This is a genomic window from Methanomassiliicoccales archaeon (assembly GCA_026394395.1).
Lineage (GTDB): Archaea > Thermoplasmatota > Thermoplasmata > Methanomassiliicoccales > UBA472 > UBA472.
In genome coordinates this window covers 107,628-123,371 of the sequence record JAPKYK010000002.1, presented here as the reverse complement: position 1 = coordinate 123,371, position 15,744 = coordinate 107,628, and the positions used below count along the sequence as shown (strand labels likewise).

Here is a 15,744-nt window from a genome sequence, read left to right as displayed (position 1 = left end):
ATCCCAAGAGTCAAATACGGTCTTGAGGATTCAACAACGAGAGCATGAGCTTCACAGGCATGGACATCGTGTCGATCCGTGATCTGAACCGAGAACAGATCGAGCAGATCCTTGAATACTCCGAAAAGATGATACCCTACGCTCGGGGGGAGAAGCGGTCCAAGGCCCTGGACGGGAAGATCCTGGCTACGCTTTTCTTCGAGCCCTCTACCAGGACCCGCATGTCCTTCGAGAGCGCCATGATGCGCCTGGGCGGCAGCATCACCGATCTGGGGGTACCGTCCATGAGCTCCATATCCAAGGGCGAGTCCCTGGCCGATACCATTCGCATGGTGGAGGTCTACTCCGACATCATCGTCATTAGGCATCCACGGGAGGGGTCGGCCAGGCTGGCGGCCAGGTTTTCGTCCAAGCCGGTCATTAACGCCGGGGACGGAGCCGGTCAGCACCCGACCCAGACGCTCCTGGACCTTTTCACCATCAAACGGGTCAAGAAGGACTTCGAAAAGCTCAAGATAGTCATGGTCGGCGACCTGAAGTATGGGCGCACGGCGCACTCTTTGGCGGAGGCGTTGGCCTCCTTCGGGGTGGAACTGACCTTCGTGGCCCCGCCCACCCTGCAGATGCCCAAGGAGACGGTGAAGCAGGTGGAGAGGCTGGGCTGCAAACCGAAGCTGACCAATCATCTGGAGGAGACCATCGCCGACGCGGACGTGCTCTATGTCACGCGCATACAGAAGGAGAGGTTCCCGGACATGGCCGAGTACCAGAAGGTGGCCGGCACCTATCGGGTGGACCGCAAGCTTCTGCGGGAAGCCAAGAGCGACCTCATCGTGATGCATCCGTTGCCCCGGGTGGATGAGATCGACCCGGAGGTGGACGAGACGCCGCACGCCAAGTACTTCGAGCAGGCCTTCAATGGGGTCCCCGTGAGAATGGCCTTGCTCAATCTGGTCCTGGGAGGTGAGCTGTGATGAAGGAGTTCAAGGTAACACCGATCCGCAACGGAACGGTCATAGACCACATCGACTGCGGCATGGCCCTCAAGGTATTGCGCATCATCGGCATGACCGATGGCAAGGTGCAGTCCCCGGTGAGCGTGCTGATGCACGTGCCCTCGAAGAAGGAGGGCTGGAAGGACGTGGTGAAGGTGGAGGACCGCGAGCTCGACCCCAAGGAGGTCGACAAGATAGCGCTGATCTCGCCGAAGGCCACCATCAACATCATCCGCGACTTTAACGTGGCGGAGAAGTACAATGTCAAGATGCCGGAGCGCGTGGTTGGAAAAGCGCGCTGCAGTAACCCCAATTGCATCACCAACATGAACGAACCAGTGGAACCGGAGTTCGTGGTGGAATCCAAGAACCCGCCGGTGCTGCGCTGCATTTACTGTGACCGGCTGGTGGACGATATCGCCGAGAACCTGATGTAGGCCGGCAAACCTTTTCGCCATTCATTATTTGATCGAGCGTTCGACAGGGCGAGGAAGATGTGCGTTTTCATCCTAACTGGGATGCCTGGGGCGGGCAAGGAGGAACTGGTCGCCGTCGCTTTGGGCCTGGGGTTCGAGGTCCGTCGCATGGGCGACGTGGTCCGGGCGGAGGCGGCCAAACATGACGTTCCCGCACAGGACGTCGGCAAGTTCGCCCATAAGGAGCGGGAGCGGTACGGGTACGACATCTGGGCCAAGCGCATCGTTCCCCTGGTCGGTACCGGGGACACCATCATTGACGGGTGCCGGGGGATGCCCGAGGTGCGTGTCTTCCGGGAAGCGTTCGGTCAAGAGGTCAAGATCATCTCGATCCACAGCTCTCCAGCGACGCGCTACCTCCGCTTGGTCGGAAGGGGCAGGGCGGACGCCCCTAAAAGCATTAAAGAGTTCGAGGAGAGGGACCGTCGGGAGCTGAGCTGGGGCCTGGGAGAGACCATCGCCTTGGCGGACATCGTTCTGATCAACGAGTCCGACCTATGCTCTTTCCGCAAGGAGGCGGCCGCCTTGCTACAGGAGATACGGGGATGAAGTTCAGGGTGGAGAGGATCTGCCACACCGATTCTATATCGGCCGTGCCCATGGAACGCCAGAGGTTCGACCTGAACGTTTCTGTGAAGAACCTGCAGGCCGCTGGGCTTTCCGTTGAGCAGCACGAGCTATACATAGTGACGGATGTCGATGGGCTGAACGTGACCATCTATCCTAGCGGGCGTTTCCTCTACCATCCCTTGAACGACAAGGCGAAGGCCAAGGAACTGACGGGAAGGCTTTTTGCCCTCCTGATCAAAGAGCCCTCGTGACCGTTTTTTCACTTTCTGCTGGACAGGGGTACCCAGAACTAGCAAATTATTTATCAACGTATATGAATATCAAACGACAAGGGGTGGGCATGAATCGTTCAGCCGTAGCTGTGCTGTTAGTTTTATTCCTTCTCAGCACGACCCTTCCGGGTATCATAGCCCCCAGTGATCAGTTGAGCCAAACCCCATTGTCAGAGGTTAACCCCGGTTTGCTAGGTGATGGTGCTTTGTTCGACACCTTCTCCCAGACCGTGGTCGTCAGGGCTAACCCTTTGAAGCACATCGCAGCGGACCTGAACGCCGATACCCGGGTCGACCTGGCCATCATCTATGAGGGGTCGAACGTTTTGGATATCTTCCTGGCAAACGAGACCTATGCCTTTTCATCCGCACCATCCCGTACGATCACCTTCGATTGGCAACCTACCGGTCTGGCGTCTGGGGACATGGATAAGGATGGTAAGGCCGACCTCGTCGTAAGCTTGAATTACGATAGTGGTGAAAATATAATTATATGTTATCAAAAGAACAACTTCTCATCCGTCTCCCCTGCGGCCAAATACTTCTATAACTCCCTGAAGCAGAAGGACGTGTTGGTGCACGACCTGAACGGAGATGGCTGGTTGGATGTGGTCGCCCTCTATTCCATGGATGATCCCGGCTACCAGGCTGGCTTCGCCGTATATCGATCGACGACCCCCAACAACTACAGTCAGACCATTAAATCGCTCCCATCGGAGATGTACAGCCCCGACCTGATGACCATGGGCGACTTCAATGGAGATGGGCGTCAGGACCTGGTCATCGGTGACGGGACAGCCAAAAAGGTCGCTGGATATCGCAATGACGCTTCTACTGGAGCTTCCTGGACCCTTATCGGACCGATTAACGATGTGATCGCCACCTCCCTCCTTGTCGAACAAATTGCCGGCGATAACCGGGAGGAACTTATCATGGCCCTGGCGCAGAACCTGCCCGTGACGGACACTCCTATCGTTCGAGTATTGCGTTACACTAACGCCTCCAGCCTATTCGCTGAATTCGTGGACGAGATCCCCAACCAGCCCGATGTCACCGGAATGACCGTGGTGCTCAACAATCCTGACAGCACATTTGACCTCGCTAGGATATCGGATTACCGCCATAACCTCACAATATTCAATACACCATCTGGCAGTCCCATCTGGAGGTATTCCAACTCAATTTCGTCACCCACCCCCAACGGTCCTGTGTCATTGCTGGCCCAGGATATGAACAGAGATGGAGCGAGCGACCTGGTGGTGATCTGTAACTCAACCGCGAATGCTGGCAGCTTCACCATTTATTACCATTCTTCCGCGGCAATATCCAATGCCAATGACAACCTGGTGATCGATTCGATCAGCTCCGCATTGACGACCGTGGGGGATTTCAATGGGGACCTTCTGGAGGAGATGGTGTTCTATGACCAGGCGACCCAAAAGGCTTACTTCTATAGGACCTCCTCCACACCTCTGGGGCAGCTAAATGCGCCCGGAGGAGTGACGGCCCTATCGTCCGACGACCTCAATGGAGATGGTAAGGACGAGCTCGTTTGGTCCAACGCCACATCGGTCGTCATCTGGTGGGGAAAGACCACCTTTTTCTCATCGGTAAGCAGTACTTCGTTGACCGTAACCATGCCTTCCAGGTCATTGGGCTTTGGTGACCTCAACCATGATGGGAGGAGGGACCTGGTCCTTGGCTGCACGGGTGGATTGGAGGTGTACTGGAACACCGGAACGGCCACGCCGTTCAGCGCCAGTAACAGATTCGTCCTTCCTCTGGCCGATAGCGAGGTCTCATCGGTGGAGATAGGGAATCTCACTGGCGATGGGGATGACCTTGCGGATATCGCCATCGTGAACGCGACCTCTAACAGGGTTGAGATATACCATCAACAGCCGTCCTCCCCCGTTTTCCTAAGCACGGCGAGGACATTATTGACCATCGTGCCTCATATAGGCGGTCTGGTAAGCGAGGATTTCAATGGTGATGGGCGATTGGACCTGGCCACGCACTCGTCGGACACGCTCTACGTCTTCTTACAATATGCGGGAGGGTTCTCTGGGGCCCCCGAATTCCCCCTGAAGCTGGTGCCTGGGCAGGGGATAGATGACCTGACCATTGGAAACCTGGATGATCTCGGTTCTAATGAATTGGCCTTGATAAGCGGCAACTCCACTCTGATGGCCTATCGTTTCGATGTTACCTCTTCCAGCCTGGTCCTCGTTACCATGCAAACCGTTGGAGCCTCATCGGCGGTCGTAATGGCCGGGGATATGAATGGGGATCAAAAGGACGACCTGATAGCTTACTCCATCTCTTCTCGTACGGTATCCTACTATTACCAGAACAACTTCCCGCCCATCGCCATGGGCCAGGTCGAAGGTACAGGCTTCTTGGAAGGAGAGCAGGTGTGGTTCAACGCCAACGGAAGCATGGACTCCCTATCCGACATTGACCGGCTGGCCTACAATTGGGATTTTGACGACGACGGGTCCACCGGCACTGGAGTTCGCACTAGCCATGTGTTCCAGCAGAACGGTGATTACACCGTTGTCCTGAACGTAAGCGACCCGTGGGGTGGCTGGGACGTAACGACCATATCCGTTTCCATCGGGGACCGGGCTCCGGTGGCTAACTTCACTTACTCGCAGGATCCGGCCCCGGTGGAGGGTTCGCCGGTCCAGTTCATTGACCTGAGCACTTCCCCCTCCGATCCGATCGTCAGTTGGGAGTGGAACTTCGGTGACGGCAACTGGCTGAACCAGACGACGGACCAAGCGGTCTTCTATTCATACGCATGGAACGACACCTTCACAGTCACCTTGACCGTCCATGACAGCGATGGTAGTACCGATTTGACAGTTAAGGTGATAGTGGTTCAGGATTCCTCACCCACAGCAGCTTTCAATGCGTCAATAAACTCTCCTTTAGAAGGGCAGGAGGTCTCATTCATCGATGGCAGCTCCTATACTGCCGATGCCATCATCCGCTGGAGCTGGAACCTTGGCGACGGGACCTGGGTGAACGCCACCTCCAATGGAACCGTACACCACACCTATGCGTGCAACGGGACTTTCCTGGTCGTTCTGACGGTCTGGGACATCGATGGCAGCATGGATTCTGTGAGCAAGGAGATGGTGGTTCAGGACTCGGCGCCTGTGACCGAATTCCTTACCTCCGTGGAATCCCCCGAAGAGGGGCAGGATGTCTCTTTCATCGATGGCAGCAGCTTCGTCATCAATCCCATCGTCAAATGGACATGGGACCTTGGGGACGGTACTTGGCTGAACGAGACATCGAACGTGACCATCCATCATATCTATGTGGACAACGGCACTTACTATGTTACCCTGACAGTGACAGATGTCGATGGAAACGTCGAGTCCGTCACCAGGACCTTGATAGTCAAGGATACAACCCCCTCCATCGTCCGGCTTTACACCTCCGATGGGTTAAGCACCTATCAAGAATGGGACGAGATTACCTTCGCGGTCATGGCCACGGAACGCTGGGATGGTATATCCAAGTATCAGTGGGACTTCCAGACCCCCACCTTCCAAGCGGACCAGGAGACCAATCTCAACTCCACTTACCATCGCTATAACTCCTCGGGCTCTTACAAGGTCACCGTCCGCGTGTGGGATGGGGACAGTTACGCTGAAGCGTACATCATGGTCCTCATCACAGACCCAGCACCGACAGCTGATTACTCGTTCACCATCGACCAGGCCACGGGCAACGTGAGCTTCTCCGCGGCCCTTTCCTCGGATACGGACAACGATCAGCCCATCCTGCAGTATCGCTGGAACTTCGAGGGCACATGGAGTTCCTGGAGCACTTCCAATTCCACATATCACACCTTCTCCGATGGTATTTACTCTGTCAAGTTGGAGGTCAAGGACGATCACAACAGCGCGGTTTCCAAGACCAGGAACGTGACAGTCGACCTGCTTCCGCCGGTCATCTCCCTCAACGAACCAGTGTTGAAGGGCACGGTCGGGCGGACCATAATCATCCGAGCTAACGTGACCGACGCGGTGGGCGTGGACTCGGTGATACTAGAATACACCATCAATAACGTCACCAGGACCGTCCTCATGACCCCGGAGGGCGACGGCATCTACATCGGCCAGATCCCGGCCCAGAACCATACTGCGGAAATATCGTACCGCATCATCGCCGAGGATCTGGCCGGGCATGTATCTACAACTGCTATCCTAACGATCTCCGTGGAGTACGAGGATTCCAGCCTGTTCGTGCTCACCTCGGCGGTGCTGCTGATCGCCCTGCTGATCCTGCTGATCTACCTCTTCCTGTCCCGGCCCATAGTCGACGAGGTCTTCGTTATGTACCACGACGGCACTTTATTGGCGCATCAGACCAGGCGCCTTAAGCCGGGGATGGACGACGATATACTGGGCGGCATGCTCATCGCTCTGCAGAACTTCGTGCGCGATTCGTTCAAGGACGAGATCTCCACCGTGCTCAGTCGCATGGACTTCGGGGAGCGAAAATTGCTGGTGGAACGCAAGGACGACTTCTTCCTGGCCGTGATGCTGAGCGGCAAGCGGGCCGGCAGTGCCCCGCAGCGCATGCTGAAGGTCCTGGACAGTATAGAGGACGGTTACTCAGAAGTGCTCAAGGAATGGGATGGGAACCTGGAGAAGGTGCGCGGAATACGAGAGGAAACAAAGCCCATGTTCCAACGGGCCAATCCCCTGGACCGCCTCCGGCGCAAGGACGGGGATTCCCTTTAATATCGCTTGGTCGTGAGTGAGGGAGAATGATCTCGATTGAAGATGTGATCATCGTCCTCGTGCTCTGCGCTACGCTATGCCTGCTCTCCTGGAAGCTGGGACTGCTGACCTATGATGGCAGCCTGGCCTCTTTCGCCATGGGCATGATCATCGGCGTCTTCGGCGGCATAGGATGGCTCTTCGTCCTGATCCTGTTCGCCTTGACAGGTTTCGTGGTCACCAGGTACAAGATGGACCTGAAGGTCAAGAAGGGGGTGCAGGAAGGGAAAAGGGGCGAACGCTCCTATCGTAACGTCGTAGCCAACGGGGCTGTGCCTGCGCTGGTGGCTGTCGTCAGCTATCTCGGTGGCTGGGAGGGACAGATACCCGTACTGGTCTATCTTAGCGTCATCTGCGTGGCCGCGGCCGACACCACCGCCAGCGAGCTGGGCATACTTTCCGACCGCGTCTACATGGTCACCACATTTAAAAAGGTCACGCCGGGTGTGGACGGCGGCGTGTCTTTGTACGGCACGGCTTGGGCCCTCGTGGCCAGCGCCTTCGCCGCCTTGGTAGGGTGGATGGTGATAATAGGCACCGTTCCCCAGGTGGCCGTGCTCGTACCAATCGTGATGGGCATATCCGGTTGCTTCATCGACAGTCTTATCGGGGCCACTCTGGAGACCAAGGGATGGGTGAGCAAGCTAGGGAACAACATCACCTCCATGGCCTTAGGAGCGATTATTTCGCTTATTGTGCTTTTATGAACAAACTGTTAAGAAGGTCTATATGATTAAATTTCAATGGTTCGAGACATGGCGAGCTTGGATGATTTCGGGGCTTATCTTATCCTGCATGGAGAGGCCGGAACCGCATCGGCGTTCATCCACCGCCTGGTCAAGGCGGGGTTAGACCCGGTCCTGGTGGCTCCGGAAACCGCCCCCATCCCCTCGGACACCGAGATGACCGTTCTAGAGCCGGAACAGGAGGACCGGGCCATCAAAACGGATTGCCTCATAACCCTGTTGCGTGAGCTCACCAGGCATCTGAGGCGTGGCGAGGGAAAGGCGGTGGTGATATTCGGGCTGAAGGCCCTGAGGGAGGGCAACGAGTTCCACGACATCACCAACTTCGTCGAACGGCTGTGCGAGGAGGCCTGCGTGAACCGCGGGCTGGTGCTCATGTTCGCCGACCCAGAGGACTTCACCAAGCAGGAGATGGCCTTCCTGGAACGGGAGATGGTGGTGCTGGAGGAACCGGAGCAGCTTTTCGGCCCCGTTCCCTCAGAAACAGTTAAATAGCTTGGTCATTTTCACTGGGCTTAAGGATGGTTTGACGGCCATCGCGGCGGGGATACGCCTGGTCTCGTCCGATCCCAGAAGCTAAGCCCGCCCGCGTTCTCCGTTGTACTGTGGTGCGCGAGCCCACGGGAAGCCTGGAACGCTGTCAGCCTCCTTACTTTTCATTCATTTCATCTTGAATATCGGGATGTTTTATTAAAACAAAATAAAAGGTTGATCACAGGGGGTTGCCCCCCTGTTTCGGGTTTTCTTACTGTACGGAGTCTTCCGGAGCTTCCTGTCTCTCGATCTGGTCCTCTTCAGGGTTCTCGTCGTCCGAACGGGGACCGGCATTGTGGAAGTAGCACGCGCCTATCATACCGTCATTGCACGTGCCCCACCAGCGGCATCCGCTGTTCATGCCAAGGTTCCAGCTGCAGCCTCCGCCGCAACCGCTGCTGTGGCCGCCGTTACCGAAGCCCCAATCGCCGCCCCAGGAACAGCTTCCGCCGCCACAACCACCATGGTTCCAGCTGTCGTGTTCACCGCAGCCCCAGTTCCAATTCCAGCCGCCACAGCCTCCGCCGCAACCGCCGTCGTGACCATCGTGGCAAGGTTCGTTCTGTGGCACGGTGAAATCGACCTGGGCCGAATCGCTGATCCAAGTGCCGGCTTCGACGTTACCCCACTGGCCGTAGGCCGTGGCGATGTTGGTTATGACGCAGGTCGTGGTTTCTCCGCCGCCGCAGCAGCATCCGCAGCCGCCTTCATGGTCTCCACCGCAGCTCCAGTGCCATTCCCAGCCTCCGCAGCCATCGCCGCAGTTCAGTTCCCAGTTCCAGCCGCCGCAACCGCCGTCGTTCCTGCCGTTCAGGTCGCCGCAGCCCCAGGAGCAGCTCCAGCCTTCGAAGCCACCGCAACCGCCGTTCCAAGACTGACCCCAGTTGCCGCAACCGCCGCCGCAGCCCCAGTTCCATTCCCAGCCGCCGCAGCCGTCATTATCGTCTCCGCAGGTGTTCTCCGGGATCACATAGGTGTAGGTGATGGTCCACCATTCGCCCACGCCAAGGATGCCATCGAGGTCGCCGAAGGTGATTAGGTAGAAGGTCTGGTTGAGCAATGAGTCGTAGACCTTGACGTTGTACAGCGCCACGTTCCCGCAGTTGGTCACGTTGACGGTATAGGTCAGGACGTACTCTACCTCTTCGTCACCGCCGCAGCAGCAACAATGACAACCGTTTTCCTCGGTAATGGTATCGTAGCTCACCGTCTTGGTCACGCAGATGCAGGGATTGAGCTCCATGTTGAGGAAGTCAACATGACACACCATTTGGTTGGAGTGGTCGATCGAGACGACGATGACGGCCGGAGTGGTGTTTAGCCAACCCGACTGCATGACCTCCCTCACTTCGTAGCTGCCGATCCTGAGGCCGCAGAAGGCGTAATGCCCGTCCACGCCCGTGGTGAAGCAGGCGATTCGCACACCATCCTGGTACAGCTCGATCTCCCAGCCGGCGATGCCCCTTTCGGTCAACATGTCCCGGACGCCGTTACCATTGGCATCGTTGAACTTGTAACCGCCGAGGCATCCGTACTGGGCGTTCAGGAAGGTCACGGTGGCGTCCTGTCCGTTCATGATCACTTCCTGAATCATGTCCACGGTGGCGTACCAGTTGCAGGGGATGTCTTCCATGACGATGTACGTGCCCGTGGTCAGGTTCTCGAAGCATATCCGGCCGTCTGCATTGGTGACGCCGCTACCTACAAGGATATCGTCCTTGTAAAGGTAGATGGATATGTTGGACAGCGGTGGTTCGCCCACCTGCCACTGACCGTCGCCGTTAAGGTCTTCGTACTTGTAGACGCAGATCTTGCCGCATTGGGCGTTCAGGAAGTAGACGTCCTCCCTATCGCCGGAGCGGTCTATGGTCACGTTCCATTGCGTAGGACCAGTGGCGTACCAGCCGTTCTGCATGACCTCCTTCACCGTGTAGTTGCCGAACTCCAGCCCCGCGAAGCAGAAGTGTCCGCTGTGGTCGGTGTGGGTCGTGGCTAAAAGCTTGCCGTTCAGCCACAGCTGTATCTCCCAATAGTATATTCCATTCTCGTTGCAGTCTAACTGTCCGTTCGCGTTAGCGTCGTAGTACTTAAATCCACATATCTTGCCGTACTTGACGTTGCCGAAGGTCACCAGCTCGTGCAGGTTCTCCCCGTCGATGGTCACCCTTACCCGGCTCGGCGTGGAGTTGTACCAGCAGCAGTCCATGTCGCTAAGGGCCAGGTTCTCCCTGACGCAGTAGGTTCCGAAGGGCAGCAGGTCGAAACATATCCAACCGGTGCTGTTGGTCTCTCCGGAGCGCACTATCTCGCAATTCTGGACCAGCTCAATGACTACGTTGGGCACTCCAGGCTCTCCCTCCTGCCACACGCCATCGCCGTTAAGGTCCTCGAACTTGAAGACGCAGATCTTGCCGTAGCGTATGTTCAGGAAGTGCTCGATTACCTGTTCGCCGGACTCGTTCACGACCACCTGTTTCATCGTGGGGCCCTCGGCGTGCCATTCTGCGGTGAGGACCTCCTCGACGTAGTAGGTGCCGAGCATCAGGCCGGTGAAGCAGACCGCTCCGCACTCGCCAGTAGTACCATTGGCTATCTCCACCTTCTGCGCATCGTAAAGAATGATGGTTATGCCTGGCACTACGGCATCGCCTTCGTCCAGCTCACCGTTTCCGTTCTTATCTTCGTACTTATAGACGCAGATGCTTCCATACGCGGTGTTCAGGAAGGTCGCACAGACCTCTTCACCCGATTGGTCGATCGTCACATTCACCGAGGTGGAGGTGGTGTTGTAGTATCCTGTGGGCACGGTCTCACGAACCGTGTAGTTGCCATGCAGGGGCACTGGCCGGTGTATCCGGAGCGTATGCCCTGTCCATCAAGCAGCAGCTCGATGAACACGCCGTTGACCAGGGTGTTCTCGCCCTCGTCACGCACGCCATTGCCGTTCTCGTCCTCGTACTTGTAGACGCATATATGTCCATACTGCGTGTTCAGGAAGAATGTGCTGTTCGAGGCCCCGGAGGTCTCCAGACATACTTCCTTCATCGTCGCATCGGTGGAGTACCATCCCGAAGGCCAGGCGGTCTCTTCCACGTAGTAGGTGCCCAGTGTCAGGTTAGTGAAACAGACCTTGCCGGTGCCGTTGTCACCCGTGACGCCGGTGCCTATCACCGCGCCGCAGGCGTCCATCAGAACGACGGTCACCCCGTTGACCAAGGTGTTCTCGCCTTCGTCGCGCACCCCGTTGCCGTTCTCGTCCTCGTACTTGTAGACGCATATTTGACCATACTCAGTGTTCAGGAACGTCAGCTCTATGTATTGTCCTGATTCGTCGATGGTCACATTGAAGGAGGTGCCGTTCGTTGCATACCAGCCTGTGGGCACCGTCTCATTTACGATGTAGTCGCCCAGGGTCAGGTTGGTGAAGCACACCTTGCCGTCCTCGCCGGTGACGCCGCTGGCGATCATCGAGCCGTTAGACCACAGCTGTATGGTCACTCCAGCTTGCACTGGTTCGTTGGCATCCTTTTCGCCGTTCCCGTTCATGTCCTGGTACTTGAAGACGCATATCTGTCCCAGGCGGACCATGCAGGGGCACTGGCCGGTGTATCCGGAGCGTATGCCCTGTCCATCAAGCAGCAGCTCGATGAACACGCCGTTGACCAGGGTGTTCTCGCCCTCGTCACGCACGCCATTGCCGTTCTCGTCCTCGTACTTGTAGACGCAGATCTGGCCATAGCGCACGTTGAGGAACACCACATCGTTCACGACAACACCAGAGGATATGGACACCTCCACATAGGTCGCGGAGGTGTTGTACCAATGGCAGTCGTAACCTTCGTAGACCACATATTCCCCAGGTGTGAGGTTGGTGAAGCAGAAGCTCCCGTCGGCACCGGTCAGAGTGGAGTTGTAGTACTCCTCATCCTTCCTTAGCTCTATGTACCAGCCTTGGACGCCGAGCTCGTCCTCGTCCCACGATCCGTTACCGTTCAGATCCTCGACCTTGTAACCGCATATGCGGCCCATCTCGGTGTTTAGGAAGACCCTTTCCACGTGGTTACCGGACGATATCTCGACGGTATAGTTTATCGGGCTGGTGTTGTACCATCCCGCCTGCATGACCTCTTCGACCAGGTATTGGCCCGGCGTCAGGTTGGTGAAGCAGAAGCGTCCGTTCTCGTCGGTGAAGTTCGTGGCCACAAGCACATAGCTGCTTACAACGATGGATGTGGGCACCTCTTCGTTCAGCTTGTACAACCGGATCTCCCAGTTGGAGAGGCCTGTTTCGTTCCCGGTCTGTTGTCCGTCACCGTTCAGGTCCTCAACCTTGTAACCGCAGATGGAGGAGTATTCGGTGTTCAGGAAGAGGACGCTGTTGACGTGGTCGCCGGAGACGATGGTCACCGGTATCTCGTCAGGAGTTGTGTTGTACCAGCCAGTCCGCGTTTCCTCGATCACCGTGTAATTACCGGGGACGAGCATGTCGAAACAGAAGTGACCCGTTTCGTTAGTTAAGTTGGTATCGACCAAATGGCCATCGCGCCACAGTTGTATCTCCCAGTTCTCTATAGGCGTATCCGAGGCGTCGGCGTAGCCGTCGCCGTCGATGTCCTGCAGCTTGTATCCGCTTATGGATGAGTATTCGGTGTTCAGGAAGGTCACGCCAACATGTTCACCCGACTGGTCGATGACCACCTCCACCTCGGCGGAGGTGGTGTTGTACCAGCCTTCGGGCACGGTCTCGTTGACGATGTAGGTGCCGAACACGAGGTTATAGAAGCACAGGCAGTGACAGGGACATCCGCTTGTTGATCCGCAACCAATCATCACCCCGCCCTTCCAAAGCTCTACGTGCACTCCACCGACCAGGGTGTCCTCGCCCGCGTCACGCACGCCGTTGCCGTTCTCATCCTCGTATTTGTAGACGCATATACGGCCGACCTCGATGTTACCGAAGCTTATCCTCACGGTCTCATTGGACTGGTCGATTACAGCTACATTGGTCGTTCCGTTGCTGGGATAGGTTCCCTGCAGGGGATTCTCGCGCACGGTGTACGTGCCGAGAGTCAGACCAGTGAAGCATACATAGCCGGTGCTGTTGGTGGTGCCCGTGGCTATAGGTGATTCATCGATTCCGATGGTGCCCTCGAACAGCTCCATGAGCACGCCGGCCACACCGGGTTCGCCTTGCTCCCATGTACCGTTTCCATTCAGGTCATCGTACTTGAAGACGCATATTTGGCCGAGGTGGGTGTTGAGGAACTCAACGCACGTAGATCCTCCGGACGTTAGCGACACTGTCACCTCTTCGTCGGAGGTGGCGTACCATCCGGACTGCATTTCTTCTTTAACGGTATAGGTGCCCACCGGCAGTCCATGGAAGCAGAAGCCACCACCACTGACAGTAGTGGTGGTCTTGAAGGGTTGCTCCCCCGCCTCGATGGTCCCGTTGAACAGGTATATGGTCCAACCGGGGAGGCCGAGGTCCCCCTCGTCCCACGTGCCGTTTCCATTCATATCTTCGTACTTGAATCCGCAGATATGCACCTTTTCGGTGTTGAGGAACATGATGCTTTTAGATTCTCCGGACGTTAGCGATATTGTAACCTCATCTTTAGAGGTGTTATACCATCCGGACTTCATTTGTTCCTTGACGGTGTACTCGCCCACCGGCAGTCCGGAGAAGCAGAAGTACCCGGTGCTGTCGGTGGTGGTGGTCTTGAAGGGTTGCTCCCCCGCCTCGATGGTCCCGTTGAACAGGTATATGGTCCAACCGGGGAGGCCGAGGTCCGTTCCCTCGTTCCACACGCCATCACCGTTCATATCCTCGAACTTGTAACCGCAGATGGAAACCTTCTCGGTGTTCAGGAAGGTGACCCTCTCGTGGCTGTTTGATATCAGGTTGAAGGTGTATGATTGCACATCGGTGTAATACCACCCAGCGGGAACCTGCTCCTCGACGGTGTAATTTCCAGGGGTGAGCATGTCGAAACAGAAGTGACCTGTTTCGTCAGTATGGGTGGTGTTGACGTGCTCGCTGTTCTTGTACAACCATATCTCCCAGTTCGCGATCGTGGTGTCGTTCGCGTCTTGGACGCCGTTACCGTTGATATCCTCCACCTTGTTTCCACAGATCGAGGAGTACATGGTGTTGAGGAACATTATGTCGGTTATTTCTGAGGCGCAACCAATGCATACGTTCTCAGAGATCGGGGAGGTGTTGTACCATCCTTCTTGCATGATCTCCTTCACTGTATAATCACCAACGAGAACGTTAGCGAACTCGAAATAACCTGTATCGTTCGTGGTGGTTGTAGCGACGGGGGAAATGCCGCCCAGTTCGTACAGCTCGATGGTCCACCCGGCCAATCCCGATTCGCCAGCGTCGACGGTGCCGTCACCATTGACATCGTGTATCTTGTACCCGGAGATGTTGCCGACAGCTAAATTATAGAAATCGATGATCTCGGTCTTGGGGCTGAGCCACGTACCGCGTTCCATATCGAACCTGACCTTGAAATTAACATCGGGATTGTCCAGCAAGGTCTCTGTAGCGGCATCGAAGTACTGCAACTTACCTGGGTTGTATAGGTGAAGGTCTGGATTAGTTCCTATGCCCCGTAGGATATAGCCTCCCACACCTTCTTCCCATACCGTATAGTTACCGCGCGGCAGGGCATCAAAGGCACAGTAGCCTAATGCCCATGGTCCGGCACCGGTGAGGACCGGTTGAGGACAGTATGGTATATACACATAACCCTCACCAGTTGTACCCCATAGGCTCAGCTTGCCCTCGAGGTGCATCAACCAGTTATTGTAGGGCACGTTGTTGATGAACTTCCGCACGTTGATTACATCTTTCGGATAATCAGTGATGGGGATGGGGATCGTCTTTCCTCCAACCCCAGGATATACAACGGTGAAATGTCTTGAGGCACCGCTGGCATAAGAGGAACCATTGTGCGGGCTGATCCCGGTCCAACCCTCGAACTCGTTACCGTCCAAGGCCTGGGGAAGATCTTTCTCCAGATCTGCCATCCATATTATGCTCAGGGATAGGTGCGCCCTGAAGAAGAAGATGACATAGCCATCCATGAAAGCTTCCCATGGAAGGTTCTTGACTGTGAAGTAACGCATGGCGCTCGGCGTGGACTCGGAATCCGTACCACCGACTGCGTCCATGTAATTGACGATCTGAGCATCACCAGCCGCCGCGGTCTCTCCAGCCTCGGGGGTCGCAATGTGCGTGCCCCATCCTGAGGATGGAACCTCAAATCCATCAGCCAGGAGCCCGGTAGTAGAATATTGGAAGCCAGTGGCGTTTGATGTGTCAAAACCGTCAACAA

9 protein-coding genes and 1 rRNA gene are annotated in these 15,744 nt (G+C 56.4%); 8 read left to right on the top strand and 2 right to left on the bottom strand.

All coding sequences use genetic code 11. The features are described 5' to 3' along the window. Positions 1-44 precede the first annotated feature (44 nt). The 8 genes from pyrB to rrf all read left to right on the top strand — a co-directional run bounded on the left by pyrB (position 45) and on the right by rrf (position 8,507). A complete protein-coding gene (gene pyrB / locus NT131_03015; GenBank protein ID MCX6650612.1) occupies positions 45-974 on the top strand; it encodes an aspartate carbamoyltransferase in 930 nt (309 codons plus the stop codon). Beyond that, positions 974-1,432, top strand: coding sequence for an aspartate carbamoyltransferase regulatory subunit (gene pyrI, locus NT131_03010; GenBank protein MCX6650611.1), 459 nt, complete (start codon positions 974-976; stop codon positions 1,430-1,432). Before pyrB ends, pyrI begins: the two co-directional genes overlap by 1 nt. A gap of 57 nt (positions 1,433-1,489) precedes the next feature. Next, entirely contained in the window at positions 1,490-2,020 is a 531-nt protein-coding gene (locus NT131_03005; GenBank protein ID MCX6650610.1) for an AAA family ATPase, read from the top strand. Further along, the gene (locus NT131_03000) at positions 2,017-2,292 is read left to right on the top strand and encodes a hypothetical protein (protein ID MCX6650609.1); all 276 of its coding nucleotides are present in this window, start codon (positions 2,017-2,019) and stop codon (positions 2,290-2,292) included. The genes NT131_03005 and NT131_03000 overlap by 4 nt, the downstream gene beginning before the upstream one ends. 188 nt (positions 2,293-2,480) lie before the next feature. After that, positions 2,481-7,076, top strand: a complete 4,596-nt coding sequence (locus NT131_02995) for a PKD domain-containing protein (GenBank protein ID MCX6650608.1) — start codon at positions 2,481-2,483, stop codon at positions 7,074-7,076. Between the two features lie 26 nt (positions 7,077-7,102). After that, complete coding sequence (locus NT131_02990) at positions 7,103-7,822, top strand: DUF92 domain-containing protein (protein MCX6650607.1); 720 nt, start codon at positions 7,103-7,105, stop codon at positions 7,820-7,822. A 48-nt stretch (positions 7,823-7,870) separates the two neighbouring features. Next, positions 7,871-8,356, top strand: a complete 486-nt coding sequence (locus NT131_02985) for a DUF835 domain-containing protein (GenBank protein ID MCX6650606.1) — start codon at positions 7,871-7,873, stop codon at positions 8,354-8,356. Positions 8,357-8,386: 30 nt separating this feature from the next. Beyond that, positions 8,387-8,507: ribosomal RNA gene (rrf, locus tag NT131_02980) — 5S ribosomal RNA — on the top strand. A 99-nt stretch (positions 8,508-8,606) separates the two neighbouring features. On the opposite strand, the gene NT131_02975 is transcribed toward rrf, so the two are convergent. Together NT131_02975 and NT131_02970 are read right to left on the bottom strand one after the other, a co-directional pair. After that, on the bottom strand, positions 8,607-11,237 hold the full coding sequence (locus NT131_02975) for a SpaA isopeptide-forming pilin-related protein (GenBank protein ID MCX6650605.1): 2,631 nt from the start codon (positions 11,235-11,237) through the stop codon (positions 8,607-8,609). After that, positions 11,162-15,580 carry a SpaA isopeptide-forming pilin-related protein gene (locus NT131_02970; protein MCX6650604.1) on the bottom strand — a complete coding sequence of 1,473 codons (4,419 nt, stop codon included), beginning with the start codon at positions 15,578-15,580 and terminating at the stop codon, positions 11,162-11,164. Before NT131_02970 ends, NT131_02975 begins: the two co-directional genes overlap by 76 nt. Between the last annotated feature and the right edge of the window lie 164 nt (positions 15,581-15,744).